The organism is Bradyrhizobium sp. USDA 4532 (genome assembly GCF_024171315.1).
In the GTDB taxonomy this organism is placed as follows: domain Bacteria; phylum Pseudomonadota; class Alphaproteobacteria; order Rhizobiales; family Xanthobacteraceae; genus Bradyrhizobium; species Bradyrhizobium australafricanum.
The window spans coordinates 1,161,587-1,184,873 of record NZ_JALJZN010000001.1 but is presented as its reverse complement, the minus strand read 5'-3'; the positions used below and the strand labels follow the sequence as shown (position 1 = coordinate 1,184,873).

Here is a 23,287-nt window from a genome sequence, read left to right as displayed (position 1 = left end):
CTGCATGGGGAGAAACGAGATGTCTTTCGTCGCTCGACGAATGGCGGCGCTTTCGACCGCCATCACCATTCTCGCTGTCTGTGCTGGCAGCGCATTCGCCCAGAAGAAATACGACACCGGCGTAACCGATACCGAAATCAAGATCGGCAACATCATGCCGTATAGCGGGCCGGCATCCGCCTACGGCACCAGCGGCCGGGCCCAGGCGGCCTATTTCCGCAAGATCAACGCCGAGGGCGGCATCAATGGCCGCAAGATCAACTTCATCTCCTATGACGACAGCTACAGTCCGCCGAAGACGGTCGAGCAGGCGCGCAAGCTGGTCGAAGGCGACGAGGTCTTGCTGATCTTCGCCTCTCTCGGCACGGCATCCAACGGCGCGATTCAGAAATACATGAACGTGAAGAAGGTGCCGCAGCTGTTCATTCAGACCGGTGCCACCAAGTGGAACGATCCGCAAAACTTCCCATGGACCATGGGCTGGCAGCCCAGCTATCAGAGCGAGGGACGGATCTACGCCAAGCACATCCTGAAGGAAAAGCCGGGCGGCAGGATCGCGGTCCTCTACCAGAACGACGATTATGGAAAGGACTATCTCAAGGGCCTGAAGGACGGCCTCGGCGACAAGGCGGCGTCGATGATCGTAATCGAGGATGCGTATGAGGTGGCCGAGCCGACGATCGACACGCACATCGTCAAGATGAAATCGATGAATGCCGACGTATTCGTCGACATCGCCACACCGAAATTCGCGGCGCAGGCCATCAAGAAGGCGGCCGAGATCGGCTGGAAACCGCTGCACATCCTCAACTCGGTAGGTTCCTCGCTCGGCGCCGTGATCCAGCCTGCCGGCTTCGAGAACGCACAAGGCATCATTTCGGTGGCCTACCTGATGGATCCGCTCGATCCGCAATGGAAGGACGATCCCGGCATGAAGGCGTTCGACGAGTATCTCTCCAAATATTTCCCCGAAGGCAATCGGGCCGACAGCCTGATTATGACAGGGTACAATGCGGCTCAGACGCTGGTTCAGGTGCTTAAGCAGTGCGGCGACGATCTCACGCGCGCCAACGTCATGAAGCAGGCCGCCAACCTGAAGGCCTTCCGCACCACCAACTTGCTGCCCGGCATCACAATGAACACCAGCCCGATCGATTTCGCGCCGATCAAGCAGATGCAGCTCAGACGACTCAAGGGCGAGCGATGGGAGCTGTTCGGGCCGATGCTCAGCGCGGAAGTGGGAGGTTAGCCGACCGCAGCCCCTCACTGCGCCGCCCGGCGGTCCGAGCGTTATCCGCGTCATTGCGAGGAGTTCGCGACAAAGTTGCAAAGCAATTTTGCGCTGAAGCGGCGAAGCAATCCACCTCTCCGCGTATCCGGAAAGATGGATTGCTTCGCTTCGCTCGCAATGACGCTAGTAGCCTTGGATCTGTAGGATGGGTAGAGCGCAGCGAAACCCATCATCTCGCCCCCTGCACAAGCGATGGGTTTCGCTTCGCTCTACCCATCCTACGGAGCTTGACCTACACCCGGAACAGCTTCGCGTACCTCGCCTTGATCTCCTCCGACTGCACCTGCACCTGGGCCGGATCGGCCTTGAGCATTTTCAGTTTGTCGAGCGGCACGTGACCGGCCTTCTCCTTCACCTTGGCGTGGAACGAGCGGTGCGCGAATTCGTCGGCCAGCATCTGCTGCGTCTCGGCGCTGAAGAAGTAGCTCTGGAACAGCCGCGCCGCATTCGGGTTCGGCGCGTTCTTGAAGATGCCGCTCGGGACGATGATCAGCGGCGCGCCCTCGGCCGGATAGACCACCTCGACCGGCTTGCCCTGATCCTTGGCCAGCACGAGGTTGTAGTCGTTACCGTCGGCCATCACCGCGCGCTCGCCGAGCAGAATCTTCTTCGGCGGATCGGCCGCCGACTGCACCTGCATCACGCGCTGCTGCGACAGCTTCTCCAGATACGGCCAGCCGAGGTCGCGTGCCAGCACGAAGGTCGCGGTCATGATCGCGCCGGAATAGCTCGGGTGGCCCTTGACGATTTTGCCGCGCCACTTGGGATCGAGCAGGTCGGCGTAGCTCTTCGGCGCCTCCTCGCGCTTCACCTGCTCGGTGTTGTAGCCGATTACCTCGAACCAGGCGCAGGATGTCGCCGAGGTGCCGTCGGGATCGATCTGGTCGGCCGGAAAATGCCTGGCGACGTCCTCCGGCACATAGGCCGCGAGCCAGTCGTTCTTCTTCCAGTCGAGGTAATGCGCGGGATCTGTGGAATTGGCGACGTCGACGGCGTTGATGCCGCTGCCCTGCTCCTGTGCGATGCGCTGGAAGATGCGTTCCGCGCCCGAGCGCTCGACGCGGACGCTGATCCCGGGATATTTCTGCTCGAAGTCACGCGCGAGACGCTCGGCCGTGTTCAGCTCCAGCGCGCTGTAGAACGAGATCTTGCCTTCCTTCTTGGCGGCTGCGATCAGCTCCGGCGTCACGGCTTCCGCCGGCGGCGCCGCCGCGCGCAGCGGCTCCGCGAATACCATGCCAGCGGCGGTGGCCGCCGTCACCTTGAGCCAGTCGCGCCTCGACCATTTGCGGTCCTGCATTCCATACTCCCTGAAATCGGGCCGTTGACCGGCCGCGCCTTTGTCGCGGGAGCTTAGCGCGTAGGATGGGTAGAGCGAAGCGAAACCCATCAAATAGCGGCCGCATCAGGGATGATGGGTTTCGCGCAGTTTATCATCGGGCCGCGCTTGCGGACCCGTTGGCATCCAAGTCACGCCGCGGCTACGTCTTCGCGGGCGGATTCTCGCGCAGGAAGCGTTCGAGATCGGGCTGCACGGAATAAGGCTGCGGAACCGGATCGCCCTGAAAGTCGACCTGAAGATCAAGGCAGCGCCGCAGCATCCGCGCCAGCTCGCCGCGCCGATAGGGCTTGGTCAGCAGCGGAATGCCGTGACCGCCACGCCCCTGCTGTGCGGGCAGCACGCCGTCGCTGTAACCCGAGGTGAACAGCACCCGCAGTGCCGGGCGCCCGGCCATCAGCGTCTCCGCCAATTGCCGGCCGTTCATGCTGCCGGGCATCACGATATCGGTGAACAGAAGGTCGAACGCGGTGCCGCGTTTGACGATCTCGAGCGCGGCGTCCGCGTTCGCAGCGACCAGCACGTTGTAGCCGAGGCTTTCGAGCTGGCCCGTGACATAGTCTCGGATCGTAGGGTCGTCCTCCACGCACAGGATCGTCTCGTCGCCGCCCCTGACGGGCAGATCGTCCTTCTCCGCCGCACGCTGTGCGGTGCCGTCGGCCTTCGGCAGATAGATCCTGAAGATGGTGCCGCGCCCCTGCTCGCTCTTGACCTCGATCCCGCCGCCGCTTTGTTTGACGAAGCCGAACACCATGCTGAGCCCGAGCCCGGCGCCCTGCCCGACCTCCTTGGTGGAAAAGAACGGATCGAAGATCTTCTCCAGATGCGTCGGCGAAATGCCGGTGCCGGTATCGGTCACCTCGATCACGAGATGATCGCCGGCGCGCTCGACGCCGCACGCCACGGCGTCGGGAATCCCGAGCTGGATGTTGCGGGTCGCAAAGCTCAGCGTGCCGCCGTCAGGCATGGCATCGCGCGCATTGATGGCGAGATTGACCAGCGCAGCACCAAGCTGGCTGCGGTCGACGAAGGCGAGCCAGGCGTCGCGGCTGAGCTCCGTCCTGATCTCGGTCTGCGAGCCGAGCGTCTGCGACAGCAGCCGGGCCACCTCGCCGACCAGGTCGTTGACGTCGGTCTCGCCGGGCTGCAGCGGTTGCTTGCGCGCGAATGCCAGGAGGCTCGAGGTGAGCTGCGCGCCGCGATCGGCGGCATCGCTGATCAGCTTGGCGATTGCGGCGAGTTGCGGGTTGTCCTTGACGCCGTCGGCGAGGATCTCGATCGTGCCGGTGATCACGGTCAGCATGTTGTTGAAGTCGTGCGCGATGCCGCCGGTCAGCCGCCCCAGCGATTCCGACTTCTGCGCCTGGATCAACTGCTCCTCGGCGATCCGGCGCTGGCTGACGTCCCTGACAAAGGAATTGATGATCCAGCCGTCACCGCGGCGCAGCGCGTTGAGGGACACCTCGACATAGAACCGGTGACCGTCGCGGTGCAGGCACGCCGTTTCATAGCGCATGCCCATGCCGCCGGCCGCGGTCTCCTGCAGGAAGCGGGTGATCCGCTGCCGGTGCGCGAGGCGCAGCTCCTCCGGAAACACCAGTTCGACCACCCGATAACCAACCGCCTCGGAGCGCGTCCAGCCGGTCAGCACCTCGGCCTGCGGGCTCCAGTCGAGAATGACGCCGTCCTGGTCGGTCTGGACGAAGGCGTCGAGCGCGGTCCTGACGATGGCTTGCGCCATCTGCTCGCTCTCGACCAGCGCCTGGTATGCCCGACGCTGCGCGGTGACGTCGTGCAGTACGGCGACCGCGCCCCGCAGATTGCCGGTATCGTCGCGCAGCGGCCGCGCGTTGACGACAAGGAAGACGGCCGGTTGCGGCGGTTGCGGTTTGACGATCAGCTCGAAATCGTCGACGTCATCGCCGCGCAGCGCACGCGCCATCGGCGTGTCCGGGATCGGCATCACGGTGGTGCCGTCGGCATAATAGTTCTGGAAGGTGCGAACGCCGGTCAGGGTATCAAAACCGGGTTCGACACTGTACAGCCGTCGCGCCGCGGCGTTGACGATCACGATCATCCCGTGCTCGTCGGCGACCACCACCGGATCGCGGATGCTCTCGACGGTCTTCTCCAGCAGGTGCTGCCTGCTGCCCAGCTGCGCCGACAATTCGGCAAGCGTCGCCGCGAGCTGAGCGGTCTCGCCGTCATCGCTTGAGCCGAGCGAGACCTGCTGGCCGCGCGACAACGCCTCCGCCGCCCGCACCGGCTGGGCGGGCGTCCTGGACAGCGATCTCGCAATCACCTCAGCCGTCATCAATACCACCGCAACCGCGCCACCCGCGAGCAGAACGCCCGGCCAGGTTACGCCATGGATGAAGCCCAGCGCGAGCAGGAGCGCGGCGACGGGAAACAACATCCCCATCGCCAGACGGCCCGACAAATTCATCCCGACCAACCCCTCGTGTCGGCTGCACCCGAAAATGGAAAAGGAAAAGCAGTATTCGGAAAGGGTCGTCGGCGCCGGAGCAAATATCCCTGTTGCTTAGCCGAGTCCGGCGCCGCAATCCGCCACTTTCGTATCCGTATTAGTACGGAGGAAGGCCGATTCCGGCGCACGCGCAATACCGGAAGAATAGCTGCGACCTGTCGACCAGCGGTACATCTCGCCGGCAGCACAACTCAACATACCGAGAATTTGCAGGAGGGCCCCGGAGTGCATGTTTGGCGCCGTGGTCAGCCGTCGGCCGAACGCGCCAGGCGGGATGCCGACATGGTCGCTCGCCAAACATGGACCACTCCCACGTTTCTGGGTCCAGCCCAGCCCTCGCCGGCGCTTGGCGACGCTCTCAACGCCGACTTACGACACCTCGAAGTAACGTGCCTCGGCTGCGAGACGCATCGTGAGGCGGCCGAGCAGGACCTCGATCCACGAGCTCGAGCGCCCCGTGGCAAGCGGTGTTCCCGATTGCGGACGAACAATATCTCGGCCAAAATCGTCGGGACAGTTCAGGAAGGATGAGCTTACAAAAGAGAGACGATGTGATGTGCAGGCCGCATCCTCATCCCTCGTAGGCTTAAGCTGCAAATACCGATCTGGGTCCCGTTGAATGTTAGCGCGCCGAAGAGCGGATCTGCTCTCAAGGCGGGTGACTTTGCATTTGCTACGGAGCACAAAATGGATTCCATGCTGAAGGACAGGGTCGCGGAAGGGCGGCTCGTGAGCTTGGAAGAGCAGCTTTCGAACCTCGCGCGCGAAGCAGGAGTCAGCCCTTCCGGCCCGCCGACCGGCAAGAAAGCGTTTCACGCGCCGCTAGAAGCGGTTCATCGATTGGCGGATTGGCGCCACCTGGCCATTGTCGGTTCCGTGCTGGCAGCATGCATAGGTGGCGCTGCTTGGTGGTGGTCGTCACCCAGCGATACGGCGATGGTGGCCTCCCCTGGCCACTCCTCACCTCCTGCGCAAACCCCGCCGAAAGACGCCGCGCCGAAAGACGTTGCGCCGACTGCCGCCGCACTTTCTTCCGACTTGGCGCAGCAGCTTCAACCGATGGCGCGCGATCTCGCGGCCTTGAGGCAGGCGGTCGAACAGCTTGAGGTGAGGCAAGAACAATTGGTCCGCGACCATAAAAATGTCGCAAGCCAACTCGAGGCGAGCCAAGCAGAAATGGCACGCAGCAAAGATATCATCGACCAGATCAAGGCGACCCAGGATCAGATGGCGCGCGAGAGCGAGACGGTCACCGAGCGGCTCAACGCAAGCCAGGACCAGCTGGCCGGTGTCATTGCGAACGCCGCAGAGCCGAAGGTGAGCCCCGAACAGCCAAAGGTAAGCCCCGAACAGCCAAAGGTAAGCCCCGAACAGCCAACGGTAGCCCCGGAAATACCACTGCCGCGTCCGCGGCCGTCGACCGATGTTGCCCAGGCGCGCAAACCGGCGCCAACCCCGACGCGGCCGCACGCCACCAGCAAACCGCAACCGCCGGCATGGCCATGGTCAGTGCGCTAATGCCGTGACGTGCTGCTTCCTGCGTGCCGTCGACGCGGCAACGGCCGATACCTGCACTTTGCGATCAATGAAGCAACACGAAGAGGCCGCTGGCGCTGGTCAGCGGCCTCTTGAACCTGATCTTAAATGAACGTCTTGGTGGTAAAATCTTTGCCTCAGGTCCGCCTTTATTAAACGGGGAATTTGCCACACAGTGAAGTCCCAACAGGTGCGATGCTCAACGGAACTCTTGTGACGTTGCGGGGACAACACACTTTGCTTTCGTGACGTCCTGAGTTCTAGGAACGATCTACTCGCCTGCCGCTCGGCTCCCATCGATTGGCCAAGGAAAGCCCCGCGTCTTTCATGGCTTCCCGAACCGAGGTTCGACAAACCGACCCGACGGACAGGCGACGCCGCACCTTTGGTGTCGTCCCTGCGAAGGCAGGGACCCATAACCACCGACGGTCCTTGTTGAGCAGTGCCGCAACGACGAGTCCCCCTCCACAACAACCGCTGCGGAGCATCCCTGCTTTCGTAGGGACGACGGCGCGTTTTTCGGAGACGACGTCGTGATTAACGCGCAGGGACGGTGGCGGTGAAACCGTCCTACGCCGCCCGCCGCCGTTCGCGCAGCGCGTCGCCGAAGGCTTCGAACAGGGCGCGGTTGATCGGATTGCGCTGCGGATCGTATTCGGCGTGCCACTGCACACCCAGCGCAAAACCCGGCGCATCGGCGATGCGGATCGCCTCGATGGTGCCGTCCTCGGCGATGCCCTCGATCACGACGCGCTTGCCGGGCTCGAGGATGCCCTGGCCGTGCAGCGAATTGACTCGAATGGTCTCCCGGCCGAGGATTTTTGCGAACGCGCCGCCCGGTGTCAGCGCGACGTCATGACGGTCGGCGAACACAACGGTCGGGTCAGGATGGATCTCGCCGTTCTCCAGCCGCGGCATCCGGTGGTTCATGCGGCCCGGAATCTCGCGGATCTCCGGATGCAGCGAGCCGCCGAAGGCGACGTTCATCTCCTGCAGGCCGCGGCAGATGCCGAAGATCGGCACGCCGCGCGCGACGCAGGCTTCCGACAGCGCCAGCGCAACGTCGTCGCGGTGGATGTCGTAGGGCTCGTGGGCGGCGCAAGGTTCGGTATTGAAGCGGGTCGGATGAACATTGGCGCGGGCCCCGGTCAGCACCACGCCGTCGACCACGTCGAGCAAGGCACTGACCTCGGTGATTTCGGGGCTGCCGGCGAACATCAGCGGCACCGCGCCCGACACCTCGGCAACCGCGCGAAGGTTGCGCTCCCCGACCATCTGGACTGTGAAACGATTTTCGATGCGATGGGCGTTTCCGATCACGCCGACCACGGGCCGTCTCATTATTGAAGTCTCGCGCAATGATTCTTCTAAGTTTGCGACGTTGCGGAGACGATCATGCCTTCGAGTTCCCGCCGGATCAACTATCTATATCTGCACAGGGGGGCTTGCAGTCCTGCACAGATTCGCGCCCCTCGCGACCCAAAGCCGGCCAGATGCCCACCGATCGCGCCCGGCCCCGCACCCCGTCAGCGGCGAACCGGCACGGCCCCGCCAGCTTGATCCCGGCGGGGTTTTCGCCAAAGACTGCTCGAAACACCGTCGCGAAGGGGGAATCACCCGTGACAGACTCGGCTGACAATCGCCTGCAGGCCCGCAACGACTTGGCATGGGCGATCGCCGTCGGCGGCATCGGCGTGGTGCTGTTCGCTGCCCTGCTGACCTTCGCCTGGCATTTTGCCGCGACCTTGTTCCTGCTGTTCGCCGGCATGCTGCTCGGGGTCGCCCTCAATGCCATGACCACCCTGCTCGGCCGGCTGACCAAGCTGCCCCACGCGTTGCGGCTTGCGATCGTCTGCCTGGCGATGGCCGGGCTGCTGTCGGGCATCGTGTTCCTCGGCGGCACCACGATCGCGCAGCAGGCCACGGTGCTGAGCAACACGATCAAATCGCAGCTCGGCAGCGTCAAGGACTTCCTCGAACAGCACGGGGTCGACACCAGCTATCTCGATTTCACCAATGCCGCGGGCGAGGCAAAGGGCGAAGGCACCGCCGTGACGACGACGACAACGACGCCCCCATCGTCGCAGTCCCATGGCATCCCCGGCGCCGGCGCGCTGGCCTCAAGCGGCGGCGCCATCATCAGCCAGACGCTGAAGGTGCTACTCGGCACCGTCAGCGTCGTCGGCAACTTCTTCATCGTGCTGTTTCTCGGGCTCGCCTTCGCGGCCCAGCCAAGCATCTACCGCGCCGGGCTGTTGTTCATCGCGCCGGTCAAGTACCGCGCGCAGGCGACCATCATCGTCGACCACATCGGCGAGACACTAGAGCGCTGGCTGATCGCGCAGATCATCACGATGACGGCGGTATTCCTCGTCACCTGGATCGGGCTTGCCATCATCGGCATTCCGAGCTCGTTCATCCTCGGCATCCAGGCCGGCCTGCTCGCCTTCATTCCGACGGTCGGCGCGATCCTCGGCGGGCTGATCGTGGTGCTCGCGAGCCTTGCGACCGGATGGATCGCGGCGCTGTCGGCCTTCATCCTGTTCCTCGGCGTCCACGCGCTGGAAAGCTACGTGCTGACGCCGATCATCCAGCGCCAGGCGCTCGACATCCCGCCGGCCACGCTGTTCGCGTTCCAGATCCTGCTCGGCGTCGTGTTCGGCATCTGGGGGCTGGCGCTGGCGCTGCCGCTGATGGCGATCGCCAAGGTGATGATCGACCACTTCAAGACGGAGGATCCGGCGCGGGCCGCGTGACCGCACGTCAGGAGAGCAGCAGCACCGTTCCCGCGACCATCAGCATCACGCCGGCCAGCATCACCATCGGCCAGCGACTCTTCGGCGGCTGGTATCGCCCCTGCGCGCGCCGTTCGGCGATCAGCGCGGTCTCGTATTCATGCGAGTCCGAGAACAGGCAGGCGAAACCGCTGCGCGCCGAAACCGCGTCGGCTTCGAGCGACATCAGGGCTGACTGCGGATTGCGGGTGCGGATCGACTCCATGCCCGAAAGCATGGGATCGAATGGTTAACCACTCGTTACCGCACTCATGCCCGGACGCTCGCCGGCTTTTGCCGCGCCGAAGCCGGCAGGCCCGCGGTCTTGCGCCGCCAGTTCTCCAGCGAGAGCGGCAATTCCTCCGCTGCCTCGACGCGGTTGCGGCCGCCGCGCTTGGCCTGGTAGAGCGCGGTGTCGGCCGAGGCCAACAGCACCTCGAGCTCGGTGCCGGCGGGACCGCCTGCGACGCCGATGCTGACCGTGGTGTCGACCGCGCCTTCCTCGCAGGTGATGTTGCTGTTCTCGAAGGCTTCGCGCACGCGCTCGGCGACCAGCACACCCTCCTCCAGCGAGCACGGCAGCAGCGCCGCGAATTCCTCGCCGCCGATCCGGCCCGACAGATCGCTGATCCTGAGGCTGTTGACCACGACAGCGGAGAACAGCTTCAGGATCTCGTCACCCGCGGGATGGCCGAAGCGGTCGTTGATTGACTTGAAGTGATCGATGTCGAAGATCATCACGGTGACCGGCCGGCCGGCAATGGACTCGCGCTCGATCACCCGCGCGCAGGCCTCGGTGAAGCCGCGGCGGTTGAGCATGCCGCTCAGGGGGTCGATCGACGCGGCCGTCTTGTGCACGGCCACCGCGCGGTCCGACACCATCATGAAGATCACGAACACCGTGCCGATCGCGTACAGCACGAGTTCGATCGAAAACAGCGTGACCCAAAAGCTGGAGACGAAATTCTGGCCGTTCAATCGCAGCAGGTCGCCGACCAGGATCGGCAGCATCAGGACGCAACCGTGCGCGACCGGGATGACGATCGCAAGCCAGCGCCGTTGCATCGCGCGGCGGCGCTCGCTCCACAGTTCTGATGCGGTCAGCGCGGCGTAGATCGCGACGATCCCGGCACCGATCGTCAGGCGCATCGCGGGATCCTCAACCGTCGTCACCGCCCCGATCCATGCGATCGGGCCGAGCACGAGGCCCAGCAAATTGGCCTTGCGGCCGTGGAAAATGCGCGCGGCATTCCAGACCAGGCCGCAGGCGGCGAAGCCGATCGCATTGAGGCCCAGCAGAACCATCGGATCGAGCGTCGAACTGCCGACCGTCCAGACCGCGACCGAGGCCGCGCCGAGCAGATAGGCGGTGCCCCACCATTTCAGCGCGGAAATGTTCTCCTGCCTGCCGAACAACCACAGCATGGCGCCGAGCATGCCCGCGACCATGGTGGCGAACAAATAAAGTGTCGATGGATCGAACGACATAAACTCACCCCAGCCCGGTGTGATGCAACGTTCGCAGGCGCAAATAAATACGGTGATGCAGCGCCATTGCGAGCCCGCAAGCTAGAAGGTGCGAGTTCCAATTTCGTTTGCACGCACACGCAAGTTTTCATGAAAAACTGCGCTAATTCGCGCAGAAGCATCGCCGGTCGGACGCAGCAAAAAGGGCGCCTCGCGGCGCCCTCTGCAACTCGATGCCCGCGGCAATTGCCGCGAATTTTAGAACTCGAATTAGCGCTTCGAGAACTGGAAGGACTTGCGGGCCTTCGCCTTGCCGTACTTCTTGCGCTCGACCGAGCGGCTGTCGCGGGTCAGGAAGCCGCCCTTCTTGAGGACGCCGCGCAGCTCGGGCTCGAAGTTGGTGAGCGCCTTCGAGATGCCGTGGCGGACAGCACCGGCCTGGCCGGAGAGACCGCCGCCGGCGACGGTGCAGATCACGTCATACTGGCCGTTACGGGCGGCAGCGACCAGCGGCTGCTGGATCATCATGCGCAGCACAGGGCGGGCGAAGTAGACCTCGAACTCGCGGGTGTTGACCGAGATCTTGCCGGAGCCCGGCTTGACCCAGACGCGGGCGACCGCGTCCTTGCGCTTGCCGGTGGCGTAAGCGCGGTTGTACTTGTCGACCTTCTTGACGTATTTCGGCGCGTCGGGAGCGGCCGGCTTGACCTGCGAGAGCTGGTCGAGGGACTGCAACGTATCGGACATTATGCGGCCCTCGTGTTCTTGCGATTCAGGGAAGCGATATCGACCTTCTCGGGGCTCTGCGCTTCATGCGGATGATCGGCACCCGGATAGACGCGCAGATTGCCCATCTGCATGCGGCCGAGCGGACCACGCGGGATCATGCGCTCGATCGCCTTCTCGACGACGCGCTCGGGGAAGCGACCCTCGAGGATCTGCTTCGCGGTGCGCTCCTTGATGCCACCGATGAAGCCGGTGTGCTTGTAGTAGGTCTTCTGGTCGCGCTTGCGACCGGTCAGCACCACATGCGCGGCGTTGACGATGATGACGTTGTCGCCGCAATCGACATGCGGGGTGTAGGTGGGCAGGTGTTTGCCGCGCAGGCGCATCGCGACGAGCGTGGCGAGACGACCGACGACCAGACCCTTGGCGTCGATCACGACCCACTTCTTCGTCACTTCGGCGGGCTTGGCCGAGAACGTGCTCATGTGTGAAATCCGTGAAAAAGAAATCGGCGCCGTATGCGCCGAACTGGCAGCTTTCTAGAGAAGCCGCGATCGCGCGTCAACGCCCACGCGCTCAAATTACATCAGAAAAAACAATGGCTTGCAATTATGGTGCAATAATACCGTAGAAAAGCCTATTGATTTGGAATGGAATAGGTCGCCGTGACATGGGCGATGGGATCGGGAGACGAGCCGGACAGCAGGTTGACCTCGCCGACCGCGAGCCGCTTGCCGAGCTTGAGCAGCCTCGCCACCGCAAGTACGTCCTGCCCCGGCTGACCCTTGCGCAGGAAGTTGATGTTGAGGTTGGTGGTCACGGCAAGGCCAACCGGCCCGATCGCCGACAGCAGCACCACGTACATCGCGAAATCCGCCAGGCCCATCAGGGTCGGCCCGGACACCGTACCGCCAGGCCGCAGCATGCGCTCGCTGAAGCGCTGGCGCAGCAGGGCCGTCTCGCCGTCGGCGCTTTCGATCCGGACATCGTCGTAGACGAACGCCTGCGGGAATTCCCTCCGCAGGAACTCCTCCACGTCAGCCACGCTCATTTTCGCAGTCGCCATGCCGTCCCTGCCCTCGCTTCAGCCTGCCTGTTACATTAAGTTGTCACAGAGACCAAAGTGGAATTTCAGCATGTCCGCCCAAGCCGCCCGCGCCGAAGCGCCGCAACACCAGCCGATCCTGCTGCGCGAGACCGTCGGCAGTATCGCGCTACTGACGCTCAATCGCCCCGGAGCGCGCAACAGCCTCTCCGAGGGCCTGATCGCCGAGCTGCACGCCGCCCTGAACGATGTCGGCGGCGACAAGCGCATCCGCGCCGTCGTGCTCGCCGCCAAAGGCCCGGCGTTCTGCGCCGGCCACGACCTCAAGGAGCTTACCGCGCGCCGTAGCGATGCCGACCGCGGCCGCGCCTATTTCGCGCAAATCATGAACGCCTGCAGCGCGATGATGCAGGCCATCGTGCGCCTGCCGAAGCCGGTGGTCGCATCCATCCAGGGCATCGCCACCGCGGCCGGCTGCCAGCTCGTCGCAAGTTGCGACCTCGCGGTCGCCTCCGAAGCGGCGGCGTTCGCGACGCCGGGCGTCGACATCGGGCTGTTCTGCTCGACGCCGATGGTGGCGCTGTCGCGCAACGTGCCGCGCAAACAGGCCATGGAGATGCTGCTGACCGGAGAGCCGGTCTCGGCGGCAACGGCGCAGAGCATCGGCCTCGTCAACCGCGTGGTATCCGCTGGCACCGAACGCGACGCCGCGATCGCGCTGGCCGAGAAGGTCGCGCTGAAATCGGCCTACACCGTCAAGCTCGGCAAGGAAGCGTTCTATCGCCAGGCCGAGATGAACCTCGCCGATGCCTATCGCTTCGCCGCCGAGGTGATGACCGAAAACATGATGGCGCGCGACGCCGAGGAAGGCATCGGTGCCTTCATCGAGAAGCGCGATCCGAAGTGGCAGGACAAGTGACGACCTGAGGTCGTCATTCCGGGATGGTGCATTAGCACCAGACCCGGAATCTCGAGATTCCGGGTTCTCGCTGCGCGAGCCCCGGAATGACAAACCCGGAAGAAAAATGAATCACGACGCCTACGACGACAATTACATCCGCAGCATTCTGAACAACGTCAAGACCATCGCGATGGTCGGCGCCTCGCCGGTCAATGTGCGGCCGAGCTATTTCGCGTTCAAATATCTGGCGCAGCGCGGCTACGACATGATCCCGGTCAACCCCGGCCATGTCGGCAAGACGCTGATGGGCAAGCCGTTCATCGCCTCGCTTGCGGACATCGATCGGCCGATCGACATGATCGACATCTTCCGCAATTCAAGCCACATCATGCCCGTGGTCGAGGAGGCGCTGAAATTGTCAACGCCGCCGAAGGTGATCTGGATGCAGCTTGGCGCACGCGACGACGCCGCGGCCGAGAAGGCGGAAGCCGCGGGCCTCAAAGTGGTGATGAACCGCTGCCCGAAGATCGAGTATGGCCGGCTGTCGTCGGAGATCTCGTGGATGGGCGTCAACTCGCGCACGCTGAGTTCCAAGCGTGCGCCGATCCCGACGCAGGGCATGCGGCTGTCGCTCAATCGCACGAGCTTCGGCGGCGGACAGACCGCGGCGTCCGACCGCGCGGCAAAGAACAAGACCGAGACGACCTGACATCGCGGCGGAATAATCGCTGCGATCATCCGGTATAGCGCGGGATGCCCCTCCAAAAACTGGCGATGCGCCCAACTCGCTTGACGGCGGGCGCCGTCGCCATCAGCATGCCGCGCGTTTCGACCAGGCCACAACAGGATACTAAAGAATGACCGATCGCCTTCCGGGATTTTCCACCCTCGCCGTGCACGCCGGCGCGCAGCCTGATCCCACCACCGGCGCGCGGGCGACACCGATCTACCAGACCACGTCATTCGTCTTCAACGATGCCGACCACGCGGCCTCGCTGTTCGGCCTGCAGGCTTTCGGCAACATCTATACCCGCATCGGCAACCCGACCAATGCCGTGCTCGAGGAACGTGTCGCAGCCCTCGAAGGCGGCACCGCGGCGCTCGCCGTCGCTTCCGGTCACGCGGCGCAGGTCGTCGTGCTGCAGCAGCTGTTGAAGCCCGGCGATGAGATCATCGCGGCACGCAAGCTCTATGGCGGCTCGATCAACCAGTTCACGCACGCCTTCAAGGCGTTCGGCTGGAACGTGGCCTGGGCCGACCCAGATGAGATCGAAAGCTTCGAGCGCGCGGTGACGCCGCACACCAAGGCGATCTTCATCGAGTCGATCGCCAACCCGGCCGGCAGCATCACCGATATCGAGGCGATCGCGGCCGTTGCGCGCAAGGCCGGCGTGCCGCTGATCGTCGACAACACGCTGGCCTCGCCCTATCTGATCAAGCCGATCGACCACGGCGCCGACATCGTCGTGCACTCCCTGACCAAGTTCCTCGGCGGTCACGGCAACTCACTCGGCGGCATCATCGTCGATGCCGGCACCTTCGACTGGTCGAAGGACAACAAATATCCGATGCTGAGCGAGCCGCGCCCGGAATATCACGGCATCCGGATCCAGGAGACCTTCGGCAACTTCGCCTTCGCGATCGCCTGCCGCGTGCTCGGCCTGCGCGACCTCGGCCCCGCGCTGTCGCCGTTCAACGCCTTCATGATCCTGACCGGCATCGAGACGCTGCCGCTGCGCATGCAGAAGCACTGCGACAACGCCAAGGCGGTGGCGGAATTCCTCTCCACCCACCCCGCCGTGTCGGCGGTGAACTATGCCGGCCTGCCCGGCGACAGGTACAACGCCTTGCAGCGCAAATATGCGCCGAAGGGAGCCGGGGCGGTGTTCACGTTTAGCCTTAAGGGCGGCTATGACGCCGGCGTCAATCTGGTGTCGAACCTGCAGCTGTTCTCGCATCTCGCCAATGTCGGCGACACCCGCTCGCTGGTGATCCATCCGGCCTCCACCACCCACAGCCAGCTCGACGACGCCGCCAAGGTGAGGTCGGGCGCGGCGCCCGAGGTGGTGCGGCTTTCGATCGGCATCGAGGACAAGGAAGACCTGATCGCCGACCTCGACCAGGCCCTGCGCGCCTGATCCCGCACTTGTTCCGGAGCGGTGCGCCGCATCGCTCCGGCAGCTTGCCCAAGGCGGCGGGCCTCCCGTTAACGCTTAATACCGACGGGCCTCTCGTTAACGTTCAATCCGGCTTAAAGTGGCAGTGATAGGCTCCGGATGATTCGGGAGACCATTGATGCTGCGCTGGACATTGCCGCTCGCGATCGCATTGTTTGCGATCCCGCCTGCTGACGCCGCCGACGGCCCGGCCGTCGCCAAGAGCGCGACCGTCAAGGCCGCGCGCCAGCTGCCGGCGGGCCTGCCGCACCGGCATTACGCCTACCGCACCACGATCACATCGCCGACCTATGTGCGGCGCGGACGCCAGCTCGTGATCGTCGAGCAGCCCGTGGTGATCCCGCTCAATTCCGAGCCGTATATCCCGTTCGTGCCCGGCGAGCCGCTGCTGCCGGGGTCATCGTCGCTGCCCGGCTATTACGGCAACTGGCACTCCTACAACTATTTCGGCCCGTACTACGGCGGTGCCTATGTGACCTATTGGGACCGCCTGCCCTACGCCTGTGGCGTCTACGGCTACTGCTAGCGCGGACCGATCGGGTGGCCAGATCGCCGCAGAAATCCAGCGCACCGGCTTCGGGGAACGCGGTGACCGCCGATCTCGTCGCGGTGCTGGTCGCCGTCACCGAGGGCACGCCCAAGATCATGACCATCGCCGGCGGCTCCGAGCTGCCGAGCGGCCCGTTCGAGTTCACCCATCGCTCGCTGCAGACCGCGCTGCGGGCCTGGGTCGAAGCGCAGACCGGCCACCCGCTCGGCTATGTCGAGCAGCTCTACACCTTTGCCGACCGCGGCCGCTCCGGCGATGCCAAGGGGCCGCACAGCGTCTCGATCAGCTATCTCGGCCTGACCCGCGAGGATCGGGTCGGCGAAGGCTTCGAGGCGCACTGGTCCGGCTGGTACGACTACTTCCCCTGGGAGGATCATCGCGCCGGCGCGCCGGCCTTCCTGGCGAAGACGATCGCGCCGAAGCTGAAAACGTGGGCGAAGGCGGCGCCGTCACCGACGCTGCAGCGCGAGCGCTGGCAGCGTTGCGCCATCACCTTCGGTCTCGACGATCGCGACTGGAACGAAGAGCTGGTGCTGCAACGCTATGAGCTGCTCTATGAGGCTTCGCTGATCCCGGAAGCCGGGCGCGCGCATGGCCGCGAGGCGCCGGTCGTGCCGGGCAAGCCGATGACGGCGGATCATCGCCGCATTCTCGCGACCGGGATCGCGCGGCTGCGCGCCAAGATCAAATACCGTCCGGTGGTATTCGAGCTGATGCCGGCCGAGTTCACTCTGCTGCAACTGCAACGCAGTGTTGAGGCTCTCGCAGGCCGGCTGGTCCACAAGCAGAACTTCCGCCGGCTGATCGAGCAGCAGGAACTCGTTGAAGAGACTGGCGCAATGGCCGCCGATACCGTCGGCCGGCCGGCCAAGCTGTTCCGCTTCCGCCATGCCGTGCTGGCCGAGCGGGCCGTCGCCGGCACCAAGCTCCCGCTTTCGCGCACTTGACACGCCTTATGCTCAGGATAAGTATAAGCCATCTTATGCTCACGGAGAGTATAAATGGTTGCACTCGATACCGATCTGCTCACCCGCACCGCGCCGCTCTATGAGCGCGTCAAGCGCGTCATCCCGCCGTTCGAATGGGCCACATTCGCCGAGGACGTCGATGCGATCCTCGCGCTGAAACGCCGCCGCAACGCGGTGGTGCTGGCGCATAATTACCAGACGCCGGAGATCTTCCACGGCGTCGCCGATATCGTCGGCGACAGTCTGTTGCTCGCGCGCGAAGCAACCAAGGTCGATGCCGATGTCATCGTGCTCGCGGGCGTGCATTTCATGGCCGAGACCGCGAAGCTGCTCAATCCGGCCAAGACCGTGCTGATCCCCGACCTCAAGGCCGGTTGCTCGCTGGCGGATTCCATCACCGCGCAGGACGTGCGGCTGATGCGCGCGCGCTACCCGGACGCACCGGTCGTCGCCTATGTCAACACCTCGACCGCGGTGAAGGCCGAGTCCGACATCTGCTGCACGTCGGGCAATGCGCTGAAGGTGGTTGAATCGCTCGGCGCCGAGCGCGTCATCATGCTCCCGGATGAATATCTGGCGCAGAACATCGCCAAGCAGACCAGCAAGAAGATCATCGCCTGGAAGGGCCACTGCGAGGTGCACGAGTTGTTCACCGCCGATGACGTGCGTCAGCTGCGCGAGGATCATCCCGATGTCACCATCCTGGCGCATCCGGAATGCCCGCCCGAGGTGGTCGCCGAAGCGGACTTTGCCGGGTCGACGGCTGCGATGCAGTCGTTCGTCGAGACCAAACGTCCGCCGCGCGTCGTGCTGCTGACGGAATGCTCGATGAGCGACAACATCGCCGCGCTAAATCCCGGTGTCGACTTCGTCCGCCCCTGCAATCTCTGTCCGCACATGAAGCGGATCACGCTGAAGAACATCCGTCACGCGCTGGAGACCAACCAGCACGAGGTCACCATCGACTCCGCGATCGCTGATCGCGCGCGCAAGAGCGTCGAAAGGATGCTGGCGATATGAGCACCGATATCTCCGATCTCAACGGCCGCCCGGTGATCATCGGCGGCGGTGCCGCCGGGCTGATGACCGCGCTTCAGCTCGCCCCCGAGCCGGTCGTGCTGCTGTCGAAGTCGCCGCTCGGCGCGGAAGCTTCCAGCATGTGGGCTCAGGGCGGCCTTGCGGCGCCGGTCGGCGCAGATGACAGCCCTGCCCTGCATCTCGCCGATACGCTCGCGGCCGGCGCCGGCCTTTGCGACGCGGCCGCCGCGAGCCGGATCGTCCACGCCGCGCCCGCCGCCGTCGAGCAGCTGGCGAGGCTCGGCGTCGCCTTCGACCGGCACGCCGACGGCAGCTGGCGCCTCGGGCTCGAGGCCGCACACCGCCGCAACCGCATCGTGCACGCCACCGGCGACGGTACCGGACGCGAGATCATGCGCGCGCTGATCGCGGCGGTCCGGCGCACACCATCGATCACGCTGCTGGAGGGCGTCGAGGCGCGCCGGCTGCTGGTCGAGGACAATGCGGTCAGGGGCGTGCTTGCAGCCAACGCAAGCGGCGCGCTGACGATCACGACCAATCGCGTGGTGATCGCGACCGGCGGCATCGGTGGGCTGTTCGCCGACAGCACCAATCCCGGCGGGTGTTTCGGCCAGGGGCTCGCACTTGCCGCACAGGCCGGCGCGAAACTGTCGGACATCGAGTTCGTCCAGTTTCATCCGACCGCGTTCGACGGGCCGTCGCGCCCGATGCCGCTGCTGACCGAGGCGATCCGTGGCGATGGCGCGGTGTTGATCGACGAGACCGGCGAGCGCTTCATGGCCGATCAGCCCGGCGCCGAGCTCGCGCCACGCGACATCGTCGCGCGCGCCGTCTGGCGCCACCGCGCCGCGGGGCATCGCACCTTCCTCGACGCGCGCCAACATCCGGGCGCGGAGTTTGCTCAGCGCTATCCCGTGATCAGCGCGTTCTGCAAGATGGCCGGCATCGATCCCGCCCATGATCCGATCCCGATCCGGCCGGCGGTTCACTACCACATGGGCGGCATCGCGGTTGACGGTTTTGGCCGCAGCACGGTGCAGGGCCTGTGGGCCTGCGGCGAGGCCGCGCGCACCGGGTTGCACGGCGCCAACCGGCTCGCCAGCAATTCGCTGATGGAAGCGATCGTCTGCGCGCGCTGGGTCGCCGAGAGCATCGAAAGCGTGAGTGCGGGCCCGCGCGCCATGCTGCGCGACGACGCGATGCCACAGGCTTCCGATCCCTCCGCCGTGCGACCGATCCTCACCCAGGGCCTCGGCGTCCTGCGCGACCGCGACGGGATCGCCCGCGCGATCCGCAGCCTCTATCCACTCGCATGCGGTCACAGTGCGGCGTCCGACGCAGCATTGGTCGGATTGATGGTCGCGGTTGCCGCCATCCGGCGTGAGGAAAGCCGCGGCGGCCACTTCCGCAGCGATTTCCCGCACATTGCTGCGTCGGCCGTTCCGTCGTCCCTTACCCGCGCCGATGCACTCGCCGCCGCGCGCGACATCGTCGAATCCACGCCATTTGCCAGGAGTGCCCTGTCATGACCCTCACCCCCCTGCTGCCGCTGATCTATGAGCCGATCGTGCAGACCGCCTTGCGCGAGGATCTCGGCCGCGCCGGCGATATCACCGCAGACGCCATCGTGCTGGCCGGCCAGCAGGCGCGGCTGGTGATGCGGGCGCGGCAGCCCGGCGTGATCGCCGGGCTCGATGTCGCGCGGTCAGCCTTCCAGACGGTGTCGCCGGCCATCACGCTGCGCGCCGAACGGCCCGACGGCAGCGCGGTCGAACCCGACCAGGTCATCGCGATCATCGACGGCCCGGCCCGCAGCCTGCTCACCGCCGAGCGGACCGCGCTCAACTTCCTCTGCCATCTGAGCGGTGTCGCCACCGCAACGGCTACGCTGGTCAAGGCCGTGGCGGGCACCCGCGCGCAGATCGTCTGCACCCGCAAGACCACGCCGGGACTGCGTGCGCTGGAGAAATATGCGGTGCGCGCCGGCGGCGGCGGCAATCATCGCTTCGGCCTCGACGATGCCGTGCTCATCAAGGACAACCACATCGCGCTCGCCGGCGGCATCCGCACCGCGATCGAGCGCGCCAAGGCCAATGCCGGCCATCTCGTCAAGATCGAGGTCGAGGTCGACACGCTGTCGCAGCTCGAAGAGGCGCTGACGCTCGGCGTCGACGCGGTGCTGCTCGACAACATGACGACCGAGCAGCTCAGCCAGGCGGTCGACATGGCGCGCGGCAAGGCGATCACCGAAGCCTCCGGCCGCATCACCGCGGCGACGGCCGCAGCGATTGCCGCAACCGGCGTCGACCTGATCTCGGTCGGCTGGGTGACCCACAGCTCGGCCGCGCTCGATATCGGGCTCGACTATCTGTCCTGATCGATCAAAGAGGTTGATCGATCAACCGGGCTGGCCGACCGCAACGAGGGTCGGCTGATCCCGCTCGGTCCGGCGCGCGGCGAAGCGCTCGGCCTGCAGCACCGCTAGTGTCAGCACGACGATGGCGACGGCCTGGTGCGTCAGCGCCAGATCGATCGGCACCCGATGCAGCAGCGTCAGAATGCCGAGCGTCGCCTGCAGCGTGATCGCAGCCACCAGCCACCAGGCCCCCGCGATCACCGCGCCGCCGGCGCGCGCGCGCATGGCATCGATCGCATGTGCGATCGCCAGCGCGAACAGCAGATAGGCGGTCATGCGATGTTCGAACTGCACCGTCAGCGTGTTGTCGAACAGATTGCGCCACCACGGTGTCTCGAACCAAAGCCGGTCAGCCGACGGAATGAAGCCGCCGTCGATGTCGGGCCAGGTATTATAAACCCTGCCCGCGCGCAGCCCCGCGACCAGCGCGCCGAAATAGAGCTGCACGAAGGTCAGCACGAGCAGCACCGCGCTCGTGATCTTCAGCCTGAGCGGCGCGATCACGCTTGGGCGGTCGGTCAGGCGCCGCAGCGTCCAGACGATCGCCGCGAAGATCAGGAGCGCCAGCACCAGATGCGTCGCCAGCCGATACTGCGATACCTCGATGCGTTCCGAGAGGCCGGACGCGACCATCCACCAGCCGACGCCGCCCTGCAGCGCGCCGAGGCCGAAAATCACCCACAATCGCCGGCCGAGTTCGCCGCTCACCGCGCCGCGCCACAGGAAATACAGGAACGGCAGCAGATAGGCCGCGCCGATCACGCGGCCAAGCAGCCGGTGGCTCCACTCCCACCAGAATATCGTCTTGAATTGCTCGAGCGTCATCCCGGCGTTGAGCTCGCGATATTGCGGGATCCTCTTATAGCCCTCGAAGGCCTGGGTCCACTGCGCCTCGGTCAGCGGCGGCAGCGTACCGGTCACCGGCTTCCATTCGACAATCGACAGGCCGGACTCGGTCAGCCGCGTGGCGCCGCCGACCAAGACCATCAGGGCGATCAGGGCGGCCACCGCGACCAGCCATACCCTGACGGCGCGGAGCTGCGATGTCTTTGCGGAAATACCGGCCATTTCGCCCTGACTTGATTGGATTTTCGGGCCCCTTATAGTCCGCCGCGCCAGCGGCGCAAGCGCCGCCCGGAGCCTCGTTCCGATCAAGTCGGAAGGAAGCTCCAGAATGTTGTTTTGACGCGTTTTCTTTGCGCGAACCGGTGCCCGCTTCGCACGAAAACGCCCTGGATCACGAGTCGTACATATCCGCCATGGCCATACGCACCCGCAAATTGCTCGGAACCATCTTCCTGCTGATCCTGGTGGTGGTGTGGTCGCTGCTTGGCATGACGGTCGCGCAGACGCCTTGGCTTGCCAATTCGGGGCTGCTGCAGGCGATCTTCTACGTCGTCGCTGGCCTCGGCTGGGTGCTGCCGGCGATGCCGATCGTCGCCTGGATGTCGCGGCCCGATCGCGCCTAAGTAACGTCCTGGTCGCGCGCGCTACGCGTCGGCCGCACCGGCGCGAACATCACGCCCGACAGCAGCACCCGCATCATCCGCAGCGAGCGCACGCGGCCGTCCCATGCGATGCGCGGCAGCGCGTGAAGGTTGGTGCGCCCCTGCGCCTCGACGACCCCTGGTATGGTTGACACCGCGCTGGCAAAGCCGGCCTCTTCGGCCATCACGACATGCGGACGGCCGAACGCATCGCGGTCCCCGAACGGGAATGCGAAATGTCTGACCTGCCGCCCAAGCGCGCTCTCGGCCACCGCCTTGCCCATCGCCATCTCGCGCTGCGCGTCGGCATCCCTGAGGCTCGACAGCGCCGGATAGTTCACGGTCGCGCTGCCGAACGTCACGTTCGGATCGGCGGCAAGCTTCGCCAGATCCTGCCAGTCGAGTGACGCATTGCGTGACAATTGGGCTGCGTCGGCCGAATAGCGCCTGGCGAGATCGTTCAGCGCGTAGGACAGGTCCGACGGCGGCAGCTTGCGCAGCCAGCCGGACAGGAAATCGAACAGCTCGTATTTGTCCGAGAGATTTGAAATCGCGAAGTGCCGCTCCCGGCCGTCGATCATCATGCTGATGCGGTTTTCGCGCGCGATGATTTCCTCCAGCACCAGCCACCACGCCACGCCGACGCCATCGGGAAAGGCCGTCGGCAGATACAGCGCGAAGGGAACGCCGTGCCTGGCGAGCACCGGCCAAGCATGGGTGACGATGTCCTTGCTGGCGCCGTCAATGGTCAGGCAGGCAAAACGCCGGCGCACCGGCAAGGTCACCGCGCGGCGGCAAGCCTCGTCGATCCCGACGATGTCATACCGCCAGCGCTTCAGCGCTCGGATCGTGCGATCGAGGAAAGCCGGGGTGATCTCCTGAGACTTCAGCGGCTGAAACCGGCCGCGTCGCGCGGGACGAACGCGGGCGAAGCGCAGGATCACCCCGGCGCCGCCGCTCTCGCGTTCCCGCAGCTTGAAGGCGCCACTGAAATACGCGAGCTCCATTCGGGCCCGTCGTAAAATCCCGCTGTCCGGCGCCAAGATCCCCGTCCTTGTCAGGCGGTTCCCGCACACCGCCGCGG

The 23,287-nt window shown here is 65.1% G+C and carries 22 protein-coding genes; 12 read left to right on the top strand and 10 right to left on the bottom strand.

Annotated elements, in window-relative coordinates; genetic code table 11:
- The first annotated feature begins 19 nt into the window (after positions 1-19).
- Positions 20-1,249: an ABC transporter substrate-binding protein gene (locus J2R76_RS05730; protein ID WP_253623813.1), complete on the top strand. Its 1,230-nt coding sequence runs from the start codon at positions 20-22 to the stop codon at positions 1,247-1,249.
- A gap of 274 nt (positions 1,250-1,523) precedes the next feature.
- On the opposite strand, the gene J2R76_RS05725 is transcribed toward J2R76_RS05730, so the two are convergent.
- Both J2R76_RS05725 and J2R76_RS05720 read right to left on the bottom strand, forming a co-directional pair.
- Complete coding sequence (locus J2R76_RS05725) at positions 1,524-2,591, bottom strand: ABC transporter substrate-binding protein (protein ID WP_076825313.1); 1,068 nt, start codon at positions 2,589-2,591, stop codon at positions 1,524-1,526.
- Between the two features lie 181 nt (positions 2,592-2,772).
- The gene (locus J2R76_RS05720) at positions 2,773-5,046 is read right to left on the bottom strand and encodes a PAS domain S-box protein (protein ID WP_253623812.1); all 2,274 of its coding nucleotides are present in this window, start codon (positions 5,044-5,046) and stop codon (positions 2,773-2,775) included.
- A 759-nt stretch (positions 5,047-5,805) separates the two neighbouring features.
- Between J2R76_RS05720 and J2R76_RS05710 the strand changes: the two genes are divergently transcribed.
- A complete protein-coding gene (locus J2R76_RS05710; protein ID WP_253623810.1) occupies positions 5,806-6,636 on the top strand; it encodes a hypothetical protein in 831 nt (276 codons plus the stop codon).
- Between the two features lie 588 nt (positions 6,637-7,224).
- Here the strand turns inward: J2R76_RS05710 and J2R76_RS05705 are convergent.
- Positions 7,225-7,995, bottom strand: coding sequence for a gamma-glutamyl-gamma-aminobutyrate hydrolase family protein (locus J2R76_RS05705; RefSeq protein ID WP_057020651.1), 771 nt, complete (start codon positions 7,993-7,995; stop codon positions 7,225-7,227).
- A gap of 278 nt (positions 7,996-8,273) precedes the next feature.
- Here J2R76_RS05705 and J2R76_RS05700 point away from each other — a divergent pair, with 278 nt between their 5' ends.
- Positions 8,274-9,410: an AI-2E family transporter gene (locus J2R76_RS05700; RefSeq protein ID WP_076825310.1), complete on the top strand. Its 1,137-nt coding sequence runs from the start codon at positions 8,274-8,276 to the stop codon at positions 9,408-9,410.
- Between the two features lie 7 nt (positions 9,411-9,417).
- Here the strand turns inward: J2R76_RS05700 and J2R76_RS05695 are convergent, their stop codons facing one another.
- The 5 genes from J2R76_RS05695 to J2R76_RS05675 all read right to left on the bottom strand — a co-directional run bounded on the left by J2R76_RS05695 (position 9,418) and on the right by J2R76_RS05675 (position 12,687).
- Positions 9,418-9,654, bottom strand: a complete 237-nt coding sequence (locus tag J2R76_RS05695) for a hypothetical protein (protein WP_028333932.1) — start codon at positions 9,652-9,654, stop codon at positions 9,418-9,420.
- Positions 9,655-9,698: 44 nt separating this feature from the next.
- Positions 9,699-10,916, bottom strand: coding sequence for a GGDEF domain-containing protein (locus J2R76_RS05690; RefSeq protein ID WP_057020653.1), 1,218 nt, complete (start codon positions 10,914-10,916; stop codon positions 9,699-9,701).
- Between the two features lie 249 nt (positions 10,917-11,165).
- Positions 11,166-11,642 (bottom strand): 30S ribosomal protein S9, encoded by a 477-nt coding sequence (gene rpsI / locus J2R76_RS05685; protein WP_028333930.1) that lies wholly within the window; start codon positions 11,640-11,642, stop codon positions 11,166-11,168.
- Complete coding sequence (gene rplM / locus J2R76_RS05680; protein WP_016840522.1) at positions 11,642-12,106, bottom strand: 50S ribosomal protein L13; 465 nt, start codon at positions 12,104-12,106, stop codon at positions 11,642-11,644. Before rplM ends, rpsI begins: the two co-directional genes overlap by 1 nt.
- 152 nt (positions 12,107-12,258) lie before the next feature.
- Positions 12,259-12,687, bottom strand: coding sequence for a PaaI family thioesterase (locus J2R76_RS05675; RefSeq protein WP_057020654.1), 429 nt, complete (start codon positions 12,685-12,687; stop codon positions 12,259-12,261).
- 70 nt (positions 12,688-12,757) lie between these two features.
- On the opposite strand from J2R76_RS05675, the gene J2R76_RS05670 reads away from it, so the two are divergent.
- The 8 genes from J2R76_RS05670 (at position 12,758) to nadC (ending at position 20,677) form a co-directional block, all read left to right on the top strand.
- Complete coding sequence (locus tag J2R76_RS05670) at positions 12,758-13,585, top strand: enoyl-CoA hydratase (protein WP_057020655.1); 828 nt, start codon at positions 12,758-12,760, stop codon at positions 13,583-13,585.
- A 106-nt stretch (positions 13,586-13,691) separates the two neighbouring features.
- Positions 13,692-14,276, top strand: coding sequence for a CoA-binding protein (locus J2R76_RS05665; protein ID WP_141342881.1), 585 nt, complete (start codon positions 13,692-13,694; stop codon positions 14,274-14,276).
- Between the two features lie 148 nt (positions 14,277-14,424).
- Positions 14,425-15,705: an O-acetylhomoserine aminocarboxypropyltransferase gene (locus tag J2R76_RS05660; protein WP_141342882.1), complete on the top strand. Its 1,281-nt coding sequence runs from the start codon at positions 14,425-14,427 to the stop codon at positions 15,703-15,705.
- Positions 15,706-15,862: 157 nt separating this feature from the next.
- Positions 15,863-16,270: a hypothetical protein gene (locus J2R76_RS05655; RefSeq protein ID WP_141342883.1), complete on the top strand. Its 408-nt coding sequence runs from the start codon at positions 15,863-15,865 to the stop codon at positions 16,268-16,270.
- 119 nt (positions 16,271-16,389) lie between these two features.
- On the top strand, positions 16,390-17,241 hold the full coding sequence (locus tag J2R76_RS05650; protein ID WP_256521427.1) for a hypothetical protein: 852 nt from the start codon (positions 16,390-16,392) through the stop codon (positions 17,239-17,241).
- A gap of 54 nt (positions 17,242-17,295) precedes the next feature.
- On the top strand, positions 17,296-18,282 hold the full coding sequence (gene nadA / locus J2R76_RS05645) for a quinolinate synthase NadA (RefSeq protein WP_057020659.1): 987 nt from the start codon (positions 17,296-17,298) through the stop codon (positions 18,280-18,282).
- Entirely contained in the window at positions 18,279-19,829 is a 1,551-nt protein-coding gene (locus J2R76_RS05640; protein WP_253623808.1) for an L-aspartate oxidase, read from the top strand. Before nadA ends, J2R76_RS05640 begins: the two co-directional genes overlap by 4 nt.
- On the top strand, positions 19,826-20,677 hold the full coding sequence (gene nadC, locus J2R76_RS05635; protein WP_057020660.1) for a carboxylating nicotinate-nucleotide diphosphorylase: 852 nt from the start codon (positions 19,826-19,828) through the stop codon (positions 20,675-20,677). The genes J2R76_RS05640 and nadC overlap by 4 nt, the downstream gene beginning before the upstream one ends.
- Before the next feature lie 21 nt (positions 20,678-20,698).
- On the opposite strand, the gene J2R76_RS05630 is transcribed toward nadC, so the two are convergent.
- Positions 20,699-21,784: a COX15/CtaA family protein gene (locus tag J2R76_RS05630; protein ID WP_076825297.1), complete on the bottom strand. Its 1,086-nt coding sequence runs from the start codon at positions 21,782-21,784 to the stop codon at positions 20,699-20,701.
- 191 nt (positions 21,785-21,975) lie between these two features.
- Between J2R76_RS05630 and J2R76_RS05625 the strand changes: the two genes are divergently transcribed.
- On the top strand, positions 21,976-22,185 hold the full coding sequence (locus J2R76_RS05625) for a DUF2842 domain-containing protein (protein ID WP_016844954.1): 210 nt from the start codon (positions 21,976-21,978) through the stop codon (positions 22,183-22,185).
- Here the strand turns inward: J2R76_RS05625 and J2R76_RS05620 are convergent.
- Positions 22,182-23,210 carry a polysaccharide deacetylase family protein gene (locus J2R76_RS05620; RefSeq protein ID WP_057020662.1) on the bottom strand — a complete coding sequence of 343 codons (1,029 nt, stop codon included), beginning with the start codon at positions 23,208-23,210 and terminating at the stop codon, positions 22,182-22,184. The two genes, J2R76_RS05625 and J2R76_RS05620, sit on opposite strands and share 4 nt — an antisense overlap.
- Between the last annotated feature and the right edge of the window lie 77 nt (positions 23,211-23,287).